This window comes from Microcystis sp. 49638_E5, assembly GCF_021300285.1.
Lineage (GTDB): Bacteria > Cyanobacteriota > Cyanobacteriia > Cyanobacteriales > Microcystaceae > Microcystis > Microcystis aeruginosa_C.
The window spans coordinates 14,770-34,969 of sequence record NZ_JAJTDH010000057.1; the positions used below are offsets into that span (position 1 = coordinate 14,770).

Annotated in this window: 22 protein-coding genes, 1 other RNA gene and 2 pseudogenes; 14 read left to right on the forward strand and 11 right to left on the reverse strand. The window is 43.0% G+C overall.

Going from position 1 to position 20,200, the window contains the following annotated elements:
- Window positions 1-139: 139 nt before the first annotated feature.
- Both LW728_RS15555 and LW728_RS15560 read left to right on the forward strand, forming a co-directional pair.
- Complete coding sequence (locus LW728_RS15555; RefSeq protein WP_002802784.1) at window positions 140-739, forward strand: hypothetical protein; 600 nt, start codon at window positions 140-142, stop codon at window positions 737-739.
- Between the two features lie 222 nt (window positions 740-961).
- Window positions 962-1,780, forward strand: a complete 819-nt coding sequence (locus LW728_RS15560; protein ID WP_287671147.1) for a transglutaminase-like domain-containing protein — start codon at window positions 962-964, stop codon at window positions 1,778-1,780.
- A gap of 190 nt (window positions 1,781-1,970) precedes the next feature.
- On the opposite strand, the gene LW728_RS15565 is transcribed toward LW728_RS15560, so the two are convergent.
- The gene (locus LW728_RS15565) at window positions 1,971-2,777 is read right to left on the reverse strand and encodes a DUF8623 domain-containing protein (RefSeq protein WP_287671149.1); all 807 of its coding nucleotides are present in this window, start codon (window positions 2,775-2,777) and stop codon (window positions 1,971-1,973) included.
- An 81-nt stretch (window positions 2,778-2,858) separates the two neighbouring features.
- Between LW728_RS15565 and murG the strand changes: the two genes are divergently transcribed.
- Window positions 2,859-3,932 (forward strand): undecaprenyldiphospho-muramoylpentapeptide beta-N-acetylglucosaminyltransferase, encoded by a 1,074-nt coding sequence (gene murG, locus LW728_RS15570; protein WP_287767209.1) that lies wholly within the window; start codon window positions 2,859-2,861, stop codon window positions 3,930-3,932.
- Here the strand turns inward: murG and LW728_RS15575 are convergent.
- From LW728_RS15575 to LW728_RS15585, 3 genes are all read right to left on the reverse strand, one after another.
- The gene (locus LW728_RS15575; protein WP_287767210.1) at window positions 3,914-4,504 is read right to left on the reverse strand and encodes a Uma2 family endonuclease; all 591 of its coding nucleotides are present in this window, start codon (window positions 4,502-4,504) and stop codon (window positions 3,914-3,916) included. The two genes, murG and LW728_RS15575, sit on opposite strands and share 19 nt — an antisense overlap.
- A gap of 35 nt (window positions 4,505-4,539) precedes the next feature.
- Entirely contained in the window at window positions 4,540-5,400 is an 861-nt protein-coding gene (locus LW728_RS15580; RefSeq protein ID WP_287767212.1) for a fructosamine kinase family protein, read from the reverse strand.
- A gap of 195 nt (window positions 5,401-5,595) precedes the next feature.
- Window positions 5,596-6,885: a M16 family metallopeptidase gene (locus LW728_RS15585; RefSeq protein ID WP_287767213.1), complete on the reverse strand. Its 1,290-nt coding sequence runs from the start codon at window positions 6,883-6,885 to the stop codon at window positions 5,596-5,598.
- Between the two features lie 317 nt (window positions 6,886-7,202).
- On the opposite strand from LW728_RS15585, the gene ssrS reads away from it, so the two are divergent.
- The 3 genes from ssrS to LW728_RS15600 all read left to right on the forward strand — a co-directional run bounded on the left by ssrS (window position 7,203) and on the right by LW728_RS15600 (window position 9,254).
- Window positions 7,203-7,390: non-coding RNA, 6S RNA (ssrS, locus tag LW728_RS15590), on the forward strand.
- 180 nt (window positions 7,391-7,570) lie between these two features.
- Complete coding sequence (locus LW728_RS15595; RefSeq protein WP_287767215.1) at window positions 7,571-8,947, forward strand: NAD(P)/FAD-dependent oxidoreductase; 1,377 nt, start codon at window positions 7,571-7,573, stop codon at window positions 8,945-8,947.
- A 52-nt stretch (window positions 8,948-8,999) separates the two neighbouring features.
- Window positions 9,000-9,254, forward strand: coding sequence for a hypothetical protein (locus tag LW728_RS15600; protein ID WP_002802814.1), 255 nt, complete (start codon window positions 9,000-9,002; stop codon window positions 9,252-9,254).
- A gap of 355 nt (window positions 9,255-9,609) precedes the next feature.
- Here the strand turns inward: LW728_RS15600 and ccmP are convergent, their stop codons facing one another.
- Window positions 9,610-10,251, reverse strand: a complete 642-nt coding sequence (ccmP, locus tag LW728_RS15605) for a beta-carboxysome protein CcmP (RefSeq protein WP_002802816.1) — start codon at window positions 10,249-10,251, stop codon at window positions 9,610-9,612.
- A gap of 287 nt (window positions 10,252-10,538) precedes the next feature.
- On the opposite strand from ccmP, the gene LW728_RS15610 reads away from it, so the two are divergent.
- The gene (locus LW728_RS15610) at window positions 10,539-11,585 is read left to right on the forward strand and encodes a glucokinase (protein WP_287767216.1); all 1,047 of its coding nucleotides are present in this window, start codon (window positions 10,539-10,541) and stop codon (window positions 11,583-11,585) included.
- A 427-nt stretch (window positions 11,586-12,012) separates the two neighbouring features.
- Window positions 12,013-12,981, forward strand: a complete 969-nt coding sequence (locus LW728_RS15615; protein ID WP_287767217.1) for a phosphate ABC transporter substrate-binding protein — start codon at window positions 12,013-12,015, stop codon at window positions 12,979-12,981.
- A 67-nt stretch (window positions 12,982-13,048) separates the two neighbouring features.
- Here LW728_RS15615 and LW728_RS15620 read toward each other — a convergent pair whose 3' ends face one another.
- Window positions 13,049-13,195, reverse strand: a complete 147-nt coding sequence (locus tag LW728_RS15620; protein WP_176721611.1) for a hypothetical protein — start codon at window positions 13,193-13,195, stop codon at window positions 13,049-13,051.
- Between the two features lie 73 nt (window positions 13,196-13,268).
- Between LW728_RS15620 and LW728_RS15625 the strand changes: the two genes are divergently transcribed.
- The 4 genes from LW728_RS15625 (at window position 13,269) to LW728_RS15640 (ending at window position 15,754) form a co-directional block, all read left to right on the forward strand.
- Entirely contained in the window at window positions 13,269-13,745 is a 477-nt protein-coding gene (locus LW728_RS15625) for a hypothetical protein (protein ID WP_061432093.1), read from the forward strand.
- 18 nt (window positions 13,746-13,763) lie between these two features.
- Window positions 13,764-15,221 carry a GUN4 domain-containing protein gene (locus LW728_RS15630; RefSeq protein ID WP_287767218.1) on the forward strand — a complete coding sequence of 486 codons (1,458 nt, stop codon included), beginning with the start codon at window positions 13,764-13,766 and terminating at the stop codon, window positions 15,219-15,221.
- Window positions 15,222-15,291: 70 nt separating this feature from the next.
- The gene (locus LW728_RS15635; RefSeq protein ID WP_287767219.1) at window positions 15,292-15,552 is read left to right on the forward strand and encodes a type II toxin-antitoxin system HicA family toxin; all 261 of its coding nucleotides are present in this window, start codon (window positions 15,292-15,294) and stop codon (window positions 15,550-15,552) included.
- Window positions 15,542-15,754 (forward strand): type II toxin-antitoxin system HicB family antitoxin, encoded by a 213-nt coding sequence (locus LW728_RS15640; RefSeq protein ID WP_002761308.1) that lies wholly within the window; start codon window positions 15,542-15,544, stop codon window positions 15,752-15,754. Before LW728_RS15635 ends, LW728_RS15640 begins: the two co-directional genes overlap by 11 nt.
- A 168-nt stretch (window positions 15,755-15,922) precedes the next feature.
- On the opposite strand, the gene LW728_RS15645 is transcribed toward LW728_RS15640, so the two are convergent.
- Window positions 15,923-16,204 carry a BrnA antitoxin family protein gene (locus LW728_RS15645; protein WP_149973672.1) on the reverse strand — a complete coding sequence of 94 codons (282 nt, stop codon included), beginning with the start codon at window positions 16,202-16,204 and terminating at the stop codon, window positions 15,923-15,925.
- Entirely contained in the window at window positions 16,191-16,478 is a 288-nt protein-coding gene (locus tag LW728_RS15650; RefSeq protein ID WP_287767221.1) for a BrnT family toxin, read from the reverse strand. The genes LW728_RS15645 and LW728_RS15650 overlap by 14 nt, the downstream gene beginning before the upstream one ends.
- A gap of 404 nt (window positions 16,479-16,882) precedes the next feature.
- On the opposite strand from LW728_RS15650, the gene LW728_RS15655 reads away from it, so the two are divergent.
- Complete coding sequence (locus LW728_RS15655; RefSeq protein WP_046661119.1) at window positions 16,883-17,689, forward strand: MlaE family lipid ABC transporter permease subunit; 807 nt, start codon at window positions 16,883-16,885, stop codon at window positions 17,687-17,689.
- Window positions 17,690-17,694: 5 nt separating this feature from the next.
- Here the strand turns inward: LW728_RS15655 and LW728_RS15660 are convergent.
- The 3 genes and pseudogenes from LW728_RS15660 to LW728_RS15670 all read right to left on the reverse strand — a co-directional run.
- A pseudogene (locus LW728_RS15660) lies at window positions 17,695-17,949 on the reverse strand (DUF4351 domain-containing protein); the annotation flags it as partial.
- 33 nt (window positions 17,950-17,982) lie between these two features.
- Window positions 17,983-18,324, reverse strand: coding sequence for a hypothetical protein (locus tag LW728_RS15665; RefSeq protein WP_287767225.1), 342 nt, complete (start codon window positions 18,322-18,324; stop codon window positions 17,983-17,985).
- A 49-nt stretch (window positions 18,325-18,373) separates the two neighbouring features.
- The gene (locus tag LW728_RS15670; protein WP_287671015.1) at window positions 18,374-19,189 is read right to left on the reverse strand and encodes a DUF4351 domain-containing protein; all 816 of its coding nucleotides are present in this window, start codon (window positions 19,187-19,189) and stop codon (window positions 18,374-18,376) included.
- Window positions 19,190-19,372: 183 nt separating this feature from the next.
- Between LW728_RS15670 and LW728_RS15675 the strand changes: the two are divergent.
- A pseudogene (locus LW728_RS15675) lies at window positions 19,373-19,823 on the forward strand (nuclease/transposase family protein); the annotation flags it as partial.
- Window positions 19,824-20,200: the final 377 nt, after the last annotated feature.

Here is a 20,200-nt window from a genome sequence, read left to right on the forward strand (position 1 = left end):
ATTAATTATCTGGGACTGATACAGCTAAAATATTCTCAGAGATAGCTCAATTCTCAGCCTGTATGAGCAAGATAAAGTAACTTCTGGTAGTAGATTTTAGTTGTGTCAGTTCACCCCATTTACTTAACCTTAATAACTAATGTCTAGACTGGTAAATAAATTACAATCCTATTATCGAGAGGAGGAAGGAACTTACTTAATTGAAATTAAACTTAATCAGTTACAGCAAGTCTTTAATTCTCTCGATCCTTCGCCATTTTTAGATAGAGATTTAGACGATAACGCCGAAAATTATATTATTAACTCTGTGGATGAATTCCCCCTAAATACCCCCCTTAAATTAGTCTTTTATCTTCCCAGTAACGAACAGAATACCGCCCGACATCTGTTACCCTCAGCCTTACATAACTATTTTGACTATCGCCAACAGGGAGAACAAAGAAAATTACGCACAATTTGGCGACAGGGACGCATATCTTTGCTAATTGGTCTCTCCTTTCTTTTTGTTTGTTTGAGTCTCAGCGAATTAATTAGTCGTTTTGGCAGCGCTACATTTATTCACTTCTTAGAAGAAGGATTATTAATCAGTGGTTGGGTGGCTCTCTGGCGACCTTTAGAAATTTTTCTTTACGAATGGTGGCCTGTCAGTTATCAACAAAAAATTTTTGCTAAACTAGCCTACATCCCCATTGAAATCCGTCTCTTAGAGGAACCATCCACCCCAGACTCTTTTCGATAGAGCTAATCCTGCCGATGGCTTGTCTTCAAAGTTACAAAGCTTTTAGTTGAGGCGGTTTATAATAAAAGTAACTCTGTACAAAGCTTATCGGTTTTCAGCTTGGCTATTACTTTCTCCTCAAACTTTTAACTAAGTAGTCGGGCCTAACTTTTTTCAGTCTGGCGATTATTGGCGTTTCATCCCGACAAATCCTGACAAAATTTCATTTAGATAGGAGTCCTAATGTTAATCCGTGTTGGTTATGAATTTGGCTTTGATGCACCCTTACCCGTGGTCATGTTGTTAAAACTTTATCTACACCCCTCAATTTTAAATCAAGTTAGACAATCGGAAAATTTGCAGGTGGAACCAGCAACAAAAATAGAAGAATTTTTAGATAGCTTCGGTAATCGAACCAGTCGTCTAATTTTACCCGACGGACAGATTCGCATTCACAATGAAGCGGTTATCGAGAATGAATGGAAACCCGACATCGTTAATTGGAATGCCCAAGAAATTCCCTTAGCAGAGTTACCAACCCAAGTTTTTCCCTACTTAATGAGTAGCCGTTATTGTGAAGTAGATTTGCTTTCGGAAATTGCCTGGGAACTTTTCGGACAAACTCCCCCCGGTTGGGCAAGAGTACAAGCGGTTTGTGATTGGGTTCATAGTCACATTCGTTTTGGTTACGAATACGCGAGGGTGACAAAAACCGCCTATGATGTCTATCGGGAAAGAACGGGGGTTTGTCGCGATTTTAACCATCTAGCTTTGACTTTTTGCCGTTGCCTAAATATTCCTGCCCGTTATGCCTCTGGATATCTCGGAGATATCGGTATTTCTCCCCAACCTCTACCGATGGATTTTAGTGCTTGGTTTGAAGTTTATTTAGACCATCAATGGTACACTTTTGATGCTCGTCATAACACCCCCAGAATCGGGCGAATTTTAATGACTCGCGGCTTAGATGCCGTCGATGCTTCCCTAACAACTTCTTTTGGTCAAGTAAATTTAACAAAATTTAAAGTATGGACGAGCGATGTTTCCCATCTCTATGCTTAATCAGAGTAAGCGGCCCGCGCATTTAAATTGCTTGTTGAGATGAGGCACTCTTGCAACAGTAAAGGGATTGGGGGAGATTCAGCTAATCTAAGGATAGGCAGTTAAAATGCGTCTTAGCTTAAAACCCCCACCCGACTCCCTACACCCTACACCCCACCAACAAGCTTTTTCAGCAAAACCCAGATAAAAATTACTTTTCTACCTTCACCCGTTGAGTAACGACAACAATCCCATCGCCTTGGATTAAAATCGCCGATAACCAGCGATTTTCCGGTGTTGCTGGGGCCGTTACCCGCTTAAATAAACCGCCGGACTGTAATAATTCCAATTCTAGAGGCTTTGTATTAATATAGCGCTCAATATCTACTTTCTCATCGATCGCCGCTCCGGCCAATAAATCATCCCCCAAAGGTTCGCGGACAATCACATCAAAATCAAATTCTTCACCCACTTTCACCCTTTCCGGAATTCTCACTTGAATACTGGGGGGATTTTTGCCAGTGCTTAACTCAACTCTCTCGCTTAAAATTTCCTGATAAACCAGTTTATTACCTTGAAATTGTTGACGAGAACGAATCGTAGCATTCATTCCCACCACTCGTCCCTGCACCTTTCCCGTCCCGGTAATTTTAGTAATTGTATTGGCCGTTAACTTGTCCCCGGAACGACTCCAAGATTCGAGAGTTGTGGTGTATTGTAGATTGTTATAACGTTCCCAAAAATGAGTTAAAGCCTTTTTAGTTTTTTCGTAGGTCAAGCCATCGGAGTTAGTAAATTTCGGACTATAAAACTCCATTAATTGCTTGAGATTTCGCTCATTAGCCGCCGTTTCGATTTTGGAGATAAGGGTTTTTAAATTAGCCGGAGCAGTTTCTGGCTTTTCGGCCCGCAGACCGGTGGCAAGGGTGAAAGTTAACCCCAAACCTAACAGCAACGACAGGGAAAAATTGAGGGATTGACGAAAAAATTTATCGGGGATCGTGTTCAAGTTACGCATTAGTGATAGTTTGTGTAAGGATCGATCAATAACTATGGTAGATTATTTCATTCTAGGGCTGAATTTACCCTCTCTCGAATTATGGCACGCACTCCAACCCGTCTCTTGATTGCCGCTAGTGGTACTGGTGGTCATTTATTTCCCGCCTTGGCCCTGGCCGAGCGCTTGCCGGATTACGAGATTGAATGGTTAGGAGTTCCAGACCGTCTCGAACAGTCCTTAGTTCCAAAAACCTATCCCCTGCACACCATCCCCATTGAGGGATTTCAAACCCGTTTGGGGTTAAAAACTCTCAAGATTCTGCTTCGTCAACTGTGGGCCATTTGGCAAGTGCGTAGTTTAATCAAAAAACGTCAGATAGCGGCAGTTTTTACCACCGGGGGTTATATCGCAGGCCCGACCATTTTAGCGGCTCGTTTAGCCAATATTCCCGTCATCCTACACGAATCTAACTACATACCGGGCAAAGTCACTAAAGTTCTCGGTCGCTGGTGTGATACGGTTGCCCTCGGTTTTCAGGGAACCGCCAGCTATTTACCCGGCACTCGCAGCACTTGGGTTAGTACGCCAGTACGCGAGCAGTTTCTCATTCCCCAGTCCCTAGATTTACCGATTCCAGAGACTGCTTTTTTAATTGTCGTTGCCGGTGGTTCTCAAGGGGCCGTGGCTCTTAATCAACTTGTCCGACAAAGCGCTCCCCAATGGTTAGAAAAAGGCATTTATATCGTGCATCTAACGGGAGAAAACGACCCCGAAGCGGATAGTTTGCGCCATTCTAACTATTTTTCCCGGCCTTTTTACGACAATATGGCGGGATTATGGCAAAGAGCTAATCTGGCTATCAGTCGCTCCGGTGCCGGCACTTTAACGGAATTAGCGATCACTTGTACGCCTTCGATTTTAATTCCCTATCCTTTTGCTGCCGAAGACCATCAGTTCTACAATGCCAAAGTTTTCGCCGAAGCTCAAGCCGCTTATCTTTATCGTCAAAATGAGTTAACTGCTCAGTTTTTAAGCGAATTAGTCCTCGATTTATGGTCTAACCCCGAAAAATTGGCCGCCATGGCCCAACAAGCTTCTCATCTAGCCATTAGTGACAGTGCCGATTTATTAGCCGATTTGTTGAGAAGAAAGAGTCAAAAAGATAGTTTTTGAAACAAATCGGTCACGCGAAAAGTGAACCCCGGAACCACATCTTCCCCCTCCAAAAAATCTCCTGATGTTAATAATCCCTGCGGTTCGTACCCGGAACGATAAACTAAAACATAGTGTTGACCTGGACTGATAACCCAGAGCAAACGAGTCCCATTGGCAAAATATTCGGCAATTTTGTCCTCGATTTCTGCCACTGTATTCCTTGGAGAGAGAATTTCTACCACTAAATCGGGCCCACCTTCTAAAAAACCCGTCGGCAATTCTTCCAATTCTTGCAGACGTTCCTTGGCAAAAAAAGCTATATCAGGAGAACGTTTATTGCCATTTTTCATAGTAAAAGCAGTGCTGGAGTCCAATAATACACCTAGTTTTCGAGATGTTACTAAAGCGAATAAAGCAGCACTTAAAATAATGGCAATATAACCGTGTAAAGCACCAGAATTACCCAGATTAATTAACTCTCCCTTGACCAATTCGTAACGATTACCATCGTCAGGTAACGCCATAAACTCTGCATCAGTCCATACTTTTGTCTCTGGAGTTTTAATCACAGTAGTTTCTCGAATAGACATAATTTATCCTCGGTAAATATTCACAAGTAAAACCCTTAAAGAATTTCCTGTAACATCCGATTGGCCTGGGAAGCGTAACCACCACCAAATAAATTAAAGTGATTGAGAATGTGGTAGAGATTGTAAAGAGTTTTGCGCTTTTGATAACCGGCATCGAGGGGGAAAACATCGTTATAACCCCGATAAAAAGCCGCCGGAAAACCGCCAAAAAGTTCCGTCATGGCTAAATCTACCTCCCGGTCTCCCCAATAGGTGGCCGGGTCTAAAATTACCGGTTCCCCATCGACGGTAATGGCCGCATTTCCCGACCACAAATCACCGTGGACGAGGGAGGGATGGGGTTGATGCTGACTCAAAATCTCGCTAATAGCGGGAATAACTTGATCCTCGTCGGGAAAATTGCCGCCGCGCTCCTTCGCAAGTCTTAATTGATAGCCAATACGCTGATGAGCGAAAAAATCCGCCCAACTGTTACTAATAGTATTAATCTGGGGAGTAGAACCAATGGTATTATTACAATGCCAACCAAAGCGATCGGACAGGGAAACTTGATGTAAACGAGCTAAATTTCGCCCCATTTTTTCCCAGCTTTGACTATCGCCACCGCCGAATTCTAGCCACTCTAGAACTAAATAACTAGATTTATCGGCAATTCCCCAACAAATTGGCTCTGGAACCCTGATAGTCTTGGTAGCGTGAATTTGCTTTAATCCTAAAGCTTCGGCCGCAAACATGGCTTCTTGGTTCGCTTGGTTAATCTTAACGAAATAAATTAAACCATTGCCACTAACGGCATAACCCTGATTGATACAGCCACCACTAACGGGACGACTTTTCTCGATTTCAAAGGGTTTTTCCGTGGTTTGGGTAATATGTCGAGCAATTTGAGTCCACATAGGTTATCAGTTATCAGTTATCAGTTATCAGTTATCAGTTATCAGATGTAAGTTTTAAGTTAATTAGTTATTTAGTTATCAGATGTAAGTTAATTAGTTATTTAGTTATTTATTTATTTATTTTCATCTTTATCCCTGTTCACTGTTTACTGATTACTGTTCACTGTTTACTGATTACTGTTCACTGATTACTGATTACTGAATTGGTCTCACCACTACCACACCGTAAGCGTTGGGATTTAAATACTCTTGACAGGCATTTTGAATATCCTCTAAAGTGAGGGCTTCAATGTGTTGGGGATAACAAAAAGCCGGTTGTAAATCACCGATCTGAGTATGATAATAACCGTAAAGGTTAGCTCGATCACTCGGTCTTTCATTGCTAAAAATAAACCGATTGGCCACTTGGGTTTTAACTCGTTCCAGTTCAGAAACTGTCACAGATTTCTGTTGAATTTGTCTAATCTGTGCTACGACTTCCCTCTCCACTTGCTCGATATTTTCCGAGGCTAATTGGGCCGAAATGGAAAACACTCCTTGCACTGCTTGGGACATATTACTGGCAGTTATTTGGGAAACTAAGGCCTTTTCTTGGCGCAGAGATTGAAATAATCGCGATACCTTGCCCTGACCAAGAATAGCCGCTAAAACATCGAGAGGATAGGTTTTTTCTAAGTCTCTCAACCCCGGCACTTTCCAAAATAGGATTAAGCGGGCCTGCTGCAAATTTTCATCCTCGTATTCTTGACGGATAATCTCGTTAAAGGGAGCTTCGGGCTGTAGATTGGCGATAGGATGGGAAATAAGCCCAGAATTGCCCTTACTGCCTAAATTATCTAGAGAATCGCTCACAATAGCCATTAAATCATCTACAGGCAAATTACCCACCACCGCCACCGTCATCCATTCGGGACGATACCAAGTCCGATGAAAATCGCGCATTTGTTGAGGAGTAAGATTTTCAATCACTGCCGTCGGACCCAACACCGGACGACGATAGGGTAAAACTTGAAAACAAGTCTCCATGGTGCGATAAAAAGTGCGACGACGGGGATTATCCTGAGAACGACGAATTTCTTCTAAAATAACCTGTCTTTCCCGTTCAAAAGCTTCATCGGGAATTAAAGCTTCTAAAACCACTTCTAGCTGCAGCGGGGCCAGATGGGCGAAGTCCTGCGGGGCAGTGGTAATGTAATAATGGGTGTATTCTTGGCTAGTAGCGGCATTAGTCACCGCTCCCCTCGATTCGATCGCCCGTTCAAATTCGCCACTGTCTAAGTTAGGGGTTCCCTTAAAAACCATGTGTTCGAGAAAATGAGCCATGCCATTGATCTGATCCGATTCTAAGGCCGAGCCGACCTGCAGCCAGACATTGAGATTAACCGCTTCTACCGGTTGACTTTCGGCAATAATCGTTAAACCATTGGCAAGACGGTGCAGAATCGGAGTGTTAAGCGTGGCAGGTTTCCCTAGGATAGCCGTCATTCTTTATTAGTCCTCGGTAATCACTCTGGCAAAAATTGTCACTTTTCTCTATTGTAGTCCCAGATTTTCACAGAGCAAACAAGATCAGGTGTTAGGTGTTAGAAGTCAGTATTCAGGAGACAGGAGACAGGAGATCATTTCATTTATCCTCCCCACACCCCACTTCCCCAATTCATAATTCATAATTCATAATTCCCCACACCCCACACCCCACACCCCACACCCCACACCCCACACCCCACACCCCACACCCCAATTCATAATTCATAATTCTCCTCTTTTGCCTCTGAGAAAAAAAAATGCTACGATAAAACCAAATCAGGCTTCTACGTTGGTGACTGCCTTTCAAGTTTTTTGATCTATGCTTGATTGTGATAAGGGAGCGAATAACCAATTCGTGTGGTAGTAAACCGAGCTTGTACTCGGAAACAGAAACGCGGAATATAAGTTCCCACCTGGTTAACCCAGGTCATAAACTTAGGTAAAACGGCGTAGCGGTCTTTTCAAGTTTTTCGAGCAGATCAGAGTCCCTGTACTTTTTTGGTTTTGCCTTCCGCGCTGGCCAAAAAAGCGCTGATTTATATTTTTTCTAGGTTAAAGACTGCTGTTTTCGGTAACGCTTGTCACCGCTAAATTGTGACAATCCGGACTACACTAGGGAAAATTTATGAATTATTGTTAAGCAATGACTGAAAAACAGCCAAGAGTTGTTATCATAGGCGGCGGATTTGCGGGTTTATACACGGCCAAAGCCCTAAAAAACGCCCCCGTTCATGTTACCCTCATCGATAAGCGAAATTTCCATCTTTTTCAGCCCCTCCTCTATCAAGTCGCTACTGGGGCGCTGTCTCCGGCCGATATCTCCTCACCTTTGCGCTTAATCCTACGGGGTCATGAGAATACAGATATTCTCCTCGATCATGCCATAGATATAGATCCGGTCAAGGGAGAAGTGATCTTGGAAGATCACCCGCCAATCGCCTACGATCAGTTAGTCATTGCCACGGGAGTCAGTCATCACTATTTTGGCAATGATCAATGGCAGCCCTACGCTCCAGGGTTAAAAACCATTGAAGACGCAGTAGAAATGCGTCGTCGCATCTATCTCGCTTTCGAGAAGGCCGAGAAAGAAATCGATGCCGAAAAGCGGCAAGCTTTATTAACTTTTGTAATTGTCGGTGGCGGACCGACGGGGGTAGAATTAGCAGGAGCGATCGCTGAAATTGCCCACGGTGCGCTTAGGTCTGATTTTCACCAGATTAACCCCACAGAAGCGAAAATTTTGCTCTTAGAAGGGATGGATCGGGTATTACCTCCCTATGCGCCCGATTTATCCGCTAAAGCTGCCGCTTCTCTCATAAAATTAGGGGTGACAGTGCAAACTAACAGCATCGTTACCAATATTGTTGAAGGTTGTGTCACGGTCCGTCAGGGAGAAAAGACGACAGAAATCGCCGCCGAGACAATTTTATGGGCAGCAGGGGTAAAAGCATCGAGAATGGGGCGAATTTTGGCCGAAAGAACCGGGGTAAATCTCGATCGCGTCGGCCGGGTAATCGTCGAACCCGATTTAAGTATCGCTGGTTATGCCAATATTTTTGTGATCGGGGATCTGGCTAATTTTGCCCATCAGGGAGATAAACCTTTACCCGGAATTGCTCCCGTGGCCATGCAGGAGGGCGAATATCTGGCCAATTTATTAATTTCTCGCCTAAAAGGGCAAAGTATTAAACCTTTTCATTATATCGATCGAGGTAGTCTGGCAGTTATCGGCCAAAATGCGGCCGTGGTTGATTTGGGATTTGTCAAGTTTTCCGGGTTCATCGCTTGGTTAGTCTGGGTTTGGGCCCATATTTACTATCTGATCGAATTTGATAATAAATTAGTGGTGATGGTGCAATGGGGTTGGAATTATTTTACCCGCGGTCGTGGCGCTCGTTTGATTACGGGAGAGGGGCAGAATTTAGCCTCGGGACAATTGCCGCAAAATCACAGCCAAAATAATAATCTGGCCGTTTCTAACCAGACGGAAACTCTCTCTCCACCGATCATAAAAGTGTGAAAAAATAGCCGTGATTATCCAGTTATCAGTTAGCAGATAAGAACAATCGATCATGAAAATAGAACATCCTAAAAGTCTAGAAATTACCCCAGAGGAAAGCCAAGAATTAGAATATTTACGAGTTACAATTGAACGAGCGATCAAAGATGGTGTGATCACAAGAATAGAATTTGAATCGATTAAAACGATCATGTTTTCTAACAAGAAAAACAATCCCGACCAAATCCTTCGGCAAGTGACACTCTATCGCCATTTAGTCGTTGAAAAACTGAATAATAGCGAACTAATTTTTGAATCTCCTCAATAGGGTGAAATGCTGTTGTAAGCTGCCCGCGCATTTAAATTGCTTGTTGAGATAGGGTGCATCTCACATTTGCAGGAATACCGACAATCAGCAATTGTCAGTGACTCTTAGATGATGACAAATGTATCAGCAGCTGCGTGTAAGCATCCCACCGAAAAGCTAATGCGCGGGGGGTTTGGGGGCGGCGCCACGCCCCCAACGGGGGGTTTGGGGGGTAGAACCCCCCAAAAGCTTGGATTGAGTAATAAAATCGGAAGTAATGCCCAATTTTAGCCGAGAGTTTCCAAGTAAAAATCCCAATTGGTAGATTGACAAAAATGAGATGCACCCTTACCTCCTGCCTTTTGCCTTTGTTAGCCTATTCTTTTTTGTCGCTACCCGGAAAAGCTCGACCTTGAATATTTTCTAAAGCTGAAACTGCCGCTTGGGAACCGGCGATAATATCTCGTTCTTCTCCCCCTAAATATAAGCGGCCAAAACTGCCCACGGAAGTAACGTGTAGGATATTAATTAAAGCAGCTTTTTCGGCCTGATTAGCGGCTAGGGAAGCGTAGGCGGCCGGTTGTACTTCTAAAACGTATAAAGTCTGTCCTGCCATTAACATCATACCCCGAGAACTACGGTTAATTAATTGGGCTTGGTAAGCGTCAATGTTGCGAATAATTTGGCTGGAGACAATTTGCGGTTTCAGACAATCGCGCTGACTAACGCCTAAATACTGCAAAATTGCCTGACCGGCCGCCCTGACCTCTCCCTGACTGCTAGAATGGAGTTCTAAGAGTCCGTAGAGTCGTTCTACGAATAGAACCCCCGGACGAACCACGGCGGATTTGAGGGCAATATCGGTGATGCGATTAATCTCGATGCCGGGGGAAATTTCAATCCAGAGGGAAGCATCCCCGGGTAAGGGTAAAAATCCTTGGGCGACTGTACCGATGTAAGCAGCGTGTTGAAGCTGTAAATTGTCAAGATAAACGTAACTGCGAAGTTCTACACCCAAGCTAATTTCTCCCTCTCTGGTCTATCTTAAAAGTTATGGGGACAGTGATAGGTTCTGCCGCCCTATCGATCGCCTTGAGGCGACAGTGAGACCTAAAATGTCTTTAAGTGCCGTTTCTGTCCTCTAGCAAATCCCCATTCCAACCCCGGAGCGACGATTAATCAATCCTTAATTAGGGCTTAGGCATTACCATCTTTCACTATAGTATAGAATTGACGGCCTTTAAATTTGCTGGGGAGAAGGGGTAAAAAACTATAATTATGGGTACAAACTGAGGAAAAACCAGCATGACGATTCTTTTAGGGGGAGATATCGGGGGAACTAAAACCATCCTGCGTTTAGTGGATTGCCAAAACTCACCGGATAGTCCCCAACCCCGGCTAATTACTCTCGATCAAGAAATTTATCCTAGTGAACAATACCCCGATCTGGTGCCGATCGTCCAGCAGTTTTTGGCCCGACAAACCACTATTCCCCCAGTGGCAAAAGCTTGTTTCGGTATTGCCGGTCCAGTGGTTAACAATAGTTCCGAATTGACCAATTTAAGTTGGTCCCTAACTGGCGATCGCCTAAGCCGCGAGCTGCAGATTGAGCGGGTAAAATTAATTAATGATTTTGCGGCGATCGGTTATGGGGTGTTAGGATTAGCCCCAGAGGAGCTGCACAATCTACAGTCGGCCCCCGCAGTACCAGAGGCCCCGATTGCGGTTATCGGTGCGGGAACTGGGTTAGGAGAGGGTTTTTTGATCCCTGTCTCGAAGGGTACATATCGGGTGTTTGGTAGTGAGGGTTCCCACGCCGATTTTGCCCCTCGATCGAGTTTAGAATATCAACTATTAAATTATCTCTTGGAACTCTATAATATCGAGCGAATTTCGGTGGAGCGAGTGGTTTCTGGCCCTGGAATCACTTCTATCTATCGATTTCTCCACGATAGTAACTATAGTCAGTCATCACCGGCCATGGCGGAAATTTACCGCACTTGGTTAGCAGAAATGGGTAAACCGCAAAAAACCGTCGATTTAGCGGCTAAAATCGCCAGTTTTGCCCAAGATAACTCGGATGATCTCTGTTATCAAACCATGAAAATCTTTGTCGAGGCCTACGGTGCGGAGGCGGGCAATTTAGCCCTCAAGTTGCTTCCCTACGGAGGATTATACATAGCGGGGGGGATTGCGGCCAAGAATCTTCCCCTAATGACCGAGGGGAGCTTTATGAAGGCTTTTCGCGCTAAAGGTCGCATGGCAGAGCTATTAAGCAATATTCCCGTCCATATCGTCCTTAATGCTCAAGTGGGACTGATGGGAGCGGTTTACTGCGCTAGTCAGCTATGAGGGGGGGGTTTAGTGGAGATGGCTAGGGATTATTTTCAGAATATTATCGCCCCGCAGGCGGGCCAGATTGCTCTTTATTGGCCCTGCCTGTTGCCGATGAGTTCAGATTAAAAGGATTAAAAATTATGGCTCTCCTAGACTGAGTATGATCAATTAGTAGCAAAATGCCAATTTAAGAGGACTCTTCGCCTAAAGTTATCAGACAAGACTTTTAGGACTATCTTGCGGAAGAAACTATCAGTATAGACCTCGTTTCCACACAGAAACCAGAAGAGCCTCATTCCTTATCAGTGATCAGATTGCAGTTTTAAGTAGAAGGTGTTAGCTGAAAACTTCGGAACTTTCTTTTCCCCGATTACTGTTTACTGTTCACTGTTGACCGAAAAATCCCCAAATACCCTAACGGATCACCGCTCACTGAATAATTATGTCTCAAAAAAACGAAACAACTGCTTTAATAATCGCTCTTTTAGCCACTGCGGGCATTTTAGGTGGGGGTTACTTCTGGCTACAAAGTCAATGTGCTGCAGGTAAAGAATTTTTTCTCTGTGGCAGCGGTAAAAGTCCGCAAAAATCCCCAACATCGGGAAGTGCCTCCTCTCCCTTACCCCCTCCCCCTTCCCCCCAGGGAGTGGTCAGTTTTGCCCCACCGACTTCTATCCCCAGTGGCACGACAATTCGCATTAACGGCTCCACCAGTATGGTACAGATTAATCAAGCCTTAAAAGCCGCTTTAACTGCCAAATTTCAGGGGGTAGAGGTCTTGACAAATGCTCAAGGATCTGATAGGGGATTAGAGGAAGTGTCCCGGGGGGTGATCGATATTGCGGCGGTGTCACGACCTTTAACCGAGTCGGAACGCTCTCAGGGATTGGCTTCTAGTCCGATCGTTCGAGATGCGATCGCTGTTGTGGTGGGAGTAAAAAATCCTTTTGCGGGGGGGTTAACCACTGCCCAAGTTAAAGATATTTTTACCGGAAAAATCACCTCTTGGTCGGAGGTGGGCGGTTCTGCAGCTACTATTCAAGTGATTAATCGTCCTCCTATTAGTGGCACTTATCAAAGTTTTCGTCAGGAAGTGCTGCAAGGGGGAGAATTTGGTACAGGAACTAATTTCAAAATGATGGATAGGGATGCCACTACCCCAATTTTGCGAGTTTTAGGACTGAATGGCATTAGTTACGCAACCTATAGCCAAATCGCCGACCAAAAAACCGTCAGGGCGCTCGCTGTGGACGGAATTTCAGCCAGTGAACCTAATTATCCCTGGCAGCGTACCCTTTACTACGTTTACAAAGAACCTGCTAGTGAAGCGGTCAAAGCTTTTATGGGTTTTGTGGCCTCTAGTGATGGTCAAGAAGCGATTTTTCGGGCTAATGAAGACTTACAAAAGTAGTTAGCGAGAATATCTGAAAATCTGGGAAATTTTACGCCTTGCATGACTAGGGTAAGCATTGCCTATTTTACTGTGGAGACGGGGAAGCATTGAGAATGGTTAGCTGAACACCATTATCTTTTTCATAAACGATCGCCACGGGAATGGTCAACCTGGAATCTTTTTTCGGTAGATATGAAATTAGAAATTTCTCAGGTGAGACGAATGGAGTCATAAATTAAGTTATTCATTCCCATCGGCGATTCTACTGTTAAAATCAGAAAAAAGACGAGCTTAAGGTGGTATTGATGTCTATCATTAAACGGCGCAAATTTTTGGTTGGCTTGGTTTTGAGCCTTTTTTTCCATCGATTCTCAAACCAAAGCGTTTCAGCGCAGGAAAGTCAATCAGTCAACATTCAGTGGCGCGTTCCCGCAGAACAGGTGAACACTGTTCGGGAAGAATTGAACTTTGAAGGGCAAGTCATTCCAGACAAGTCAACGATAACGGATGATCGGGGATTACCCCTTATTTATATTTTAATTGGGGCAGTTGCTTTGGGGCAGATTGCCACAACTTTATTAGAAATTTATAAAGATACTAAATATGGAGGAGTTATTGTCCGTAAAAACAAAAAAGGAGAATTGTTAATCGAAAACAACGCAAATTTAGAACGAGGGACAATTATTATCGATCAAGGTAATGAAGTCAAGATAATTTTTAGAGAAAAAAACGATCCAAAGGCAACCGAACTCATCCAAGCACTAACCCCATTAATAAAATGATGTGGAAGGAGTAAGGTAATGAAAAAGGCTTTTTGGGGATGTTTGGCATTAACGGGAATAACAGCTAGTCTTGTTGGTATAAAAATAGCACAAGCTCAGCGTAATTCCTTGATCGTAAAAGATGCTAATGGGAAAGAAGTTATTGTTTATCAAGAAAGCCATGCTTTAGTTATTTGGGCTGGAGATTATAAAAATTGGGGAAAATTAAATAACCTTCAATATGAAGCGAAAGAGGTCGTAACGGCACTACAAAAACAAGGATTTCAGGTTAGAGAAATTCCCAATCCCAATCGAACTAAATTGAGTAATGGGATCAAGGATTTTATCGATGATTATGGTTATCGACAGAATAATCGTCTAGTGATTTTTTTTGCAGGGCATGGTTACACTCGTCAGCAGACCAAAGGATATTTAGTTCCCGTTGATGCACCCGATCCGATTGTTGATGAACAGGGCTTTCTGAAAGCGGCATTGTCAATGGAACAGATTAATTCTTGGGCAACTCAAATGGAGGCAAAGCACGTTTTATTTGTGTTTGATAGTTGTTTCTCGGGAACGATTTTTAAACAAAGATCTAATGGAGAGGATGCGGGAAATGCTTATATCCGAGATGTGATGAATAAACCCGTGAGGCAATTTTTAACGGCTGGTGATGCGAATGAAAAAGTTCCTGCAAAAAGTGTATTTACGCCGCTATTTTTGAGAGCATTAGAAGGGGAGGCTGATTATACAAAAGATGGGTATGTAACGGGAAGTGAATTAGGTCTTTATTTGACGCAACATCTTCCCAATTTAACAAGGGGAAATCAACATCCTCAATTTGGGACGATTCTAGATGTTAACTTAAATCGGGGAGATATTGTTTTTCGCTCATCTATAGCCGTAGTATCCCCCCAACCCAGTCCATCACCTCCCGTGCTTACGCCACCGAAACCAACACCATCAAATCCGCCAATCCAACCGCGATCGACCCTCATCTCCTCAACCACTGGCGTGGACTATACAACGCTACGAGAACTCCTGCAACAAAAGAAATGGAAAGAAGCTGATCAAAAAACGTCTGATCTCATGCTAGCGGCAGCTAAGCGAGAAGCGATCAATGAAGAATCCGCCAAGAAATTTTCCTGTGAGGATTTGCGGATGATCGATCGAGAGTGGTTAGCGGCTTCTGGTGGTAAGTTTGGCTTCTCGGTACAATTGGCGATCTATAAGCGGACAGGCAATTCCATCGGCAGCTATAATGACAAAGCTTACAGTCGCTTTGGAGATGCCGTCGGATGGCGAGCAAACGGGATTTGGAAATCTAGTGATGAATTAACTTTGGGTACAAACGCATCATCTATTGCACCCGAAGGACACCTCCCAGCCGCGGTTTGGCCGACCGGCGACCGGGGTTTGCTTGGTCTTTCGCGTTTGTATATGGATAGGGAGGAGGGTGGGTGGCTCTGGTGGCGGCTCTCGGAGTGCAGCCTATAAATCTTAGCCTATAAGGCGTTTCGCAGTTTTTTCAAACTCCGATCTTATGAGGTTTCCCTAATGTATAATTATGAGTCAACAAGACAAATTGTTAACTAAAATCCTTCTAGGAAATGCCGATACGAACATTCCCTTTGAGCAGCTTTGTCAACTGCTGAGAAAACTTGTCTTTTATGAAAGAATACGAGGAAGTCATCATATTTTCATTCAAGAAGGAATTGAAGAAATTTTAAATCTACAACCTAAACAAGGAAAAGCAAAGACTTATCAAGTCAAACAAATTCGTAATCTAATTTTAAAATATAAATTAGGAGGGAAAGATGAAAATTAGCTATGAATTAATTATTTATTGGAGTGAGGAAGATCAAGCTTTTATTGTTGAAGTTCCAGAATTAGCAGGATGTATGGCAGATGGAGAAACCTATCAAGAAGCTGTACAAAATGCTGAACTTGTTATTCAAGAATGGATTGAAACTGCAAAACAACTAGAACGAATCATTCCTGAACCAAAAGGACGACTATTATTTACCTAATAATGAAGTTTCTCTCGCCGCAGCTTGTGAATTGTAGCATATAAGGTGTTTCGGAGTTTTTGCAAAATCCGACATTTGAGGTTTAATTTAGGCAAACACTACAATTGATATTGTAATCATTGCCATTTATAACCGCTTCTTGAGGTTCTTTACTCGGCAGATAATCGGCTATTGCGATTGATGTTTGACGTAGGTTCGTAATACATCATTAATTAGGTCGTGATAGCTCTTTTCTTGAGCATGATTCCTAAACCACTCAAGGATTTCTGAATCCAACCTGATACTAATTTGCTCTGTTTGTGGATTTGGTTTGACCAGTTTAGCATTCTTGAAAAATTCATCATCTAGGGGAGGAATATCTGAATAATCAATATCCTCATCGGACATTTGCATAAATTTCTCCTGTCGCTCTTTAAGAGGCATATCAAGGGAAAATTCAGGGTTGCTCATAGCGTTTTCTCTCCCGTTCATTGGCTTTTCTGGCTGATATGAGAAGAATGCTTTGACTTCTTTGAGTGTGAATAACTACGATGATCGCTTTCTTTTCTTGGGTGGCAAGCGTTATTTGCCCTATTGAAACAAATCTCGTTTCCCCATAGTTGCATCGGGTATCCTCAAAGGTCAGGATAGAAGGATCAGCGAATATAGCGATCGCTTCCTCGAAACTGATACCGTGTTTGATGAGATTGCTTTGGTTTTTATTGTTGTCCCAGTCGAAGACCATATCATCAATATATACATTTTTGTGCGTACAAGATCAAAGCATCTGATCAATCGCTTTTTCTGGGAATGAAAAGTAATTCATTGATCTATTCGGCTCTTCTGGTTTCTGTGTGGAAACGAGGTCTATACTAGAGTTCTTCCATAATTAATTTTTGAGAGTGCAAAAATGAGAAAAATAGGCATAAAATCGCATAAAATCACTAAATAGAGCATTTAATTGATTAATGCTCATTCTTAATTTTCCTGACTCCGAGACTACTGGCTCCTTACTCCTCACCTAACGGAAGATTTTTGATTTTTGCAAGAGGTCTAGTACAAAAATTCTGCACTATCCATAGCATGGGAATGGGAGTTAGAAGACAAAACAGGATAGACTTTTCTCTAGTCCGATCGATTTTGAGGGCCATGAAGGATTTATTGGCAATTTTTAGCAAGGAATTAAGCTCCTGGTTTCGGCGCTGTTGGTTAGCGGTACTATTAACCGGCAGGGTTTTTTACTTCCTATTCACACGCAAACCCGATTGGCGCGTCACCCAAGAACAAATGGTGGCAGCCGGGCCCGCCTCGCTGATTATAGCCATGATCACGGCTGCGGTGATCGGGATGATCTTTACTATCCAAGTGGCCCGGGAGTTCCAAGCCTTGGGCGCCGGCAGTATGGTGGGGGGAATTTTGGCCCTTGCTCTCGGTCGGGAACTCTGTCCGATTATGATGGCGATCGTGGTAGCCGGTCGGGTAGGATCGGCTTTTGCGGCGGAAATCGGTACCATGAAGGTGACAGAGCAGATCGACGCACTCTATATGCTCAAAACCGATCCCGTGGAATATCTGGTGCTGCCCCGTTTAATTGCCTGTTGTCTGATGGTTCCCGCTTTGAGTGTTATGGCATTGCTGATCGGTTTGGGTAGCGGTTTGCTGGTCGGCCAAAGTTTATACGGGATTGCTAATTCAGTTTTTCTCGACTCGGTTCGCGGTTTTCTGCGCGTGGGAGACGTGCTGAGTGGACCAGTTAAAGGGGTGGTTTTTGGGGCTTTAATCGCGATTATCGGCTGTAATTGGGGTTTAACGACCGATGGCGGTGCTAAAGGAGTCGGCCAAGCTACGACCGCAGCTGTAGTCACTATGCTCTTAGCGATTTTTGTATCTAATCTGCTGATGACTTGGATCTTGTTCCAAGGATCTGGTAATAGTTCGGTTTTGTTTGGACAGTAAATTAGTTAAAAACGCTCATTTTCTAGCCATTGTTCTAAGTCCTCTACTGACTGAAAATATAATAAAGCCTCTCCTAAGTTTTCTAAATTTTCTAGGGAAAGACTTTGGATATTGGCGGATAATTCGGCAGAAATGCCACCTATACGCCTATTTAATTGACGTAAAACCAGGTTAGCCTCTCCTTCTTGTCTTCCTTCCCCTTTGATTTCCTGATAGATGACAGATTCCTTCATAATATCTTTCCTCAACAATTGTTGAATATTGATTATCCCTAGGTTGAGATTAAATTATCTCTAATATCCATCGGGGAAATATTTAGCAAGACAAGCGGAACAAATTCCTGCTTTGCTAAAATCATCTCCATAGTCTTGTACGTTAGCTGATGCTTGACCACAGCAGGAACAAATTTGAAATATCGTTGCTATCGTTCTCTGTTCTTCCACATCGTCAAAATCAGAAAAACACTCATTACTGAGAATTTCGCCGATATTGACATCGCAACGGAATGATTCTTTAATTATGTCCAAAACTATCGACTGTTGTTCTTCAAAACTTAGGGACTGAAACGCCTTATTTTTCAAATACAATCGACCTAACATTGCATTGACGGCATAACTAGCTTGATGATCTGACATAATGATAATAGAGGGAATTAATAGAATAAAAATAACCGCAGTAAATTAGTTAAAAACGCTCATTTTCTAGCCATTGTTCTAAGTCCTCTACTGACTGAAAATCTAATAAAGCTTCTCCTAAGTTTTCTAAATTTTCTAGAGAAAGACTTTGGATATTGGCGGATAATTCGGCAGAAATGCCACCTATACGCCGATTTAATAGACGTAAAACCAGGTTAGCCTCTCCTTCTTGTCTTCCTTCCTCTTTGATTTCCTGATAGATGACAGATTCTTTCATAATGTCTTTCCTCAACAATTGTTGAATGATGTCTTTGTTTAATACTAATCCAGCGAGAATTGCGGTGGAGGCAGCCAGATTGCTTTGTTCTCGACTGTCGCTGATTTGTTCGATTTTTTGGGCGATTTGCCGCAGTAAATTCTCTTGCTCCTCAGCTTGAGCTAGTATAGCAAAGGGCAATAGTCCTGGTGCTTGCAATAAGGGTTCATAGGGTTGTTCCCATAGTCTAATCACCTCAAATTGATGATAAGTTTTTCCCTGTTGATAGTCATTCTGTCTGACTAGGGGTAAGGTACTCCTCCTTAGATAAATCACTACCTGATGGATAGGTTTGCCCTGATAGCGTCGATAGAGTCTTGTGGCATAATCGAGCATTCTATAGGGAATATCCTCTTTAGGGTCGGTTTGGAACTCAATATGTAAGATTAATTCTTCTGACTCTAAAAAGATTAAACTATCGGCTCTTATCGGCTCCAATGACAACTCTGAGGGTTTAATTTCGGTTAAATCTAAAGGTTTACCTAATAACCAAGTGGCTAAATCTCTCGAATATTCCAGGGCGATAAATTTACAAGTAGAATCATACATTAGTCTTGACTATATTTTACCTAAAATGTCGGATGAATGCCCCCGCTAAATTTTTCGACAAGATACTCACCTTTGCGGGGGATGAAATCCGACCAGGATATTGACTGCGAAGCACGATTTTAATTCTACCATTTGTAGGTAAACTGTGTTATACTTAATTGATACAGGGTCGAGGATTAATCGATGCTAGTCGTAGAAGCCAAGTTAAAAAATGGGACACCAGAGCAATATCAACGGCTTGATGAAGCTATCAAAACTTCTCAGTTTGTGCGTAACTCTTGTGTTCGTCATTGGATGGACAATAAGGGGACAACCCGCAATGATCTCCAAAAACTTTGCTCGGTACTAGCTAACAATAAAGAGACCCCTTGGGTTAACAAATTAAACTCTCAAGCTCGTCAATCGGCTGCTGATAGAGCCTGGCAATCAATTACTAGGTTTTACCAGAATTGTCATGCTAAGATACCGGGGAAAAAGGGTTTTCCTCGATTCAAAAAGTATAGCCGTTCGGTTGAATACAAACTAACGGGCTACAAACTATCAGATGATCGACGTAAAATCAGATTTACTGACGGTTTTAAAGCAGGAGAATTTGATTTATGGTGTAGTCAAAAGACATTAGTTTATGGCTCTTCGGGACTTGGTATGGTTCGATGTGGGGGCATAAATCGACTCAATCCTTATCTGGCAAGAGATTTAATTGATTAGTTCGCTCCAGATCGCAAACAATTGACAAAAATTGCGGCAATGTCTGTCTCTATAAAGGTTTCATTCCTTATAACCTCGTCCATTGCATAAGACAAACCGAAGAACCTAGTTTATTATTCAGAACAACAGATTAAACGGGTAAGAGTTGCGCCAATTCAAAAATGAAACGCATCAACCTCAAGAGTTGATAAAGAAAGGCTCATCAGGTACTGTCTGATCATTAACAAAAACAAATCAGACCCAAAATGAGCCACCAACATCTTAACATAGAACAAAGAAACTTGCTCTACCAACTTAGTCAGG

Coding starts and splice junctions, on each gene's coding strand:
- LW728_RS15620 (WP_176721611.1), bottom strand. CDS start 13,195: ATGACTCCATTCGTCTCACCTGAGAAATTTCTAATTTCATATCTACCG.
- LW728_RS15645 (WP_149973672.1), bottom strand. CDS start 16,204: ATGAGCAACCCTGAATTTTCCCTTGATATGCCTCTTAAAGAGCGACAG.
- LW728_RS15635 (WP_287767219.1), top strand. CDS start 15,292: ATGAGTCAACAAGACAAATTGTTAACTAAAATCCTTCTAGGAAATGCC.
- LW728_RS15595 (WP_287767215.1), top strand. CDS start 7,571: ATGACTGAAAAACAGCCAAGAGTTGTTATCATAGGCGGCGGATTTGCG.
- LW728_RS15555 (WP_002802784.1), top strand. CDS start 140: ATGTCTAGACTGGTAAATAAATTACAATCCTATTATCGAGAGGAGGAA.
- LW728_RS15560 (WP_287671147.1), top strand. CDS start 962: ATGTTAATCCGTGTTGGTTATGAATTTGGCTTTGATGCACCCTTACCC.
- LW728_RS15665 (WP_287767225.1), bottom strand. CDS start 18,324: ATGTCAGATCATCAAGCTAGTTATGCCGTCAATGCAATGTTAGGTCGA.
- LW728_RS15565 (WP_287671149.1), bottom strand. CDS start 2,777: ATGCGTAACTTGAACACGATCCCCGATAAATTTTTTCGTCAATCCCTC.
- LW728_RS15575 (WP_287767210.1), bottom strand. CDS start 4,504: ATGTCTATTCGAGAAACTACTGTGATTAAAACTCCAGAGACAAAAGTA.
- LW728_RS15655 (WP_046661119.1), top strand. CDS start 16,883: ATGAAGGATTTATTGGCAATTTTTAGCAAGGAATTAAGCTCCTGGTTT.
- LW728_RS15625 (WP_061432093.1), top strand. CDS start 13,269: ATGTCTATCATTAAACGGCGCAAATTTTTGGTTGGCTTGGTTTTGAGC.
- LW728_RS15670 (WP_287671015.1), bottom strand. CDS start 19,189: ATGTATGATTCTACTTGTAAATTTATCGCCCTGGAATATTCGAGAGAT.
- LW728_RS15630 (WP_287767218.1), top strand. CDS start 13,764: ATGAAAAAGGCTTTTTGGGGATGTTTGGCATTAACGGGAATAACAGCT.
- murG (WP_287767209.1), top strand. CDS start 2,859: ATGGCACGCACTCCAACCCGTCTCTTGATTGCCGCTAGTGGTACTGGT.
- LW728_RS15585 (WP_287767213.1), bottom strand. CDS start 6,885: ATGACGGCTATCCTAGGGAAACCTGCCACGCTTAACACTCCGATTCTG.
- LW728_RS15615 (WP_287767217.1), top strand. CDS start 12,013: ATGTCTCAAAAAAACGAAACAACTGCTTTAATAATCGCTCTTTTAGCC.
- LW728_RS15650 (WP_287767221.1), bottom strand. CDS start 16,478: ATGGTCTTCGACTGGGACAACAATAAAAACCAAAGCAATCTCATCAAA.
- LW728_RS15580 (WP_287767212.1), bottom strand. CDS start 5,400: ATGTGGACTCAAATTGCTCGACATATTACCCAAACCACGGAAAAACCC.
- LW728_RS15610 (WP_287767216.1), top strand. CDS start 10,539: ATGACGATTCTTTTAGGGGGAGATATCGGGGGAACTAAAACCATCCTG.
- LW728_RS15600 (WP_002802814.1), top strand. CDS start 9,000: ATGAAAATAGAACATCCTAAAAGTCTAGAAATTACCCCAGAGGAAAGC.
- LW728_RS15640 (WP_002761308.1), top strand. CDS start 15,542: ATGAAAATTAGCTATGAATTAATTATTTATTGGAGTGAGGAAGATCAA.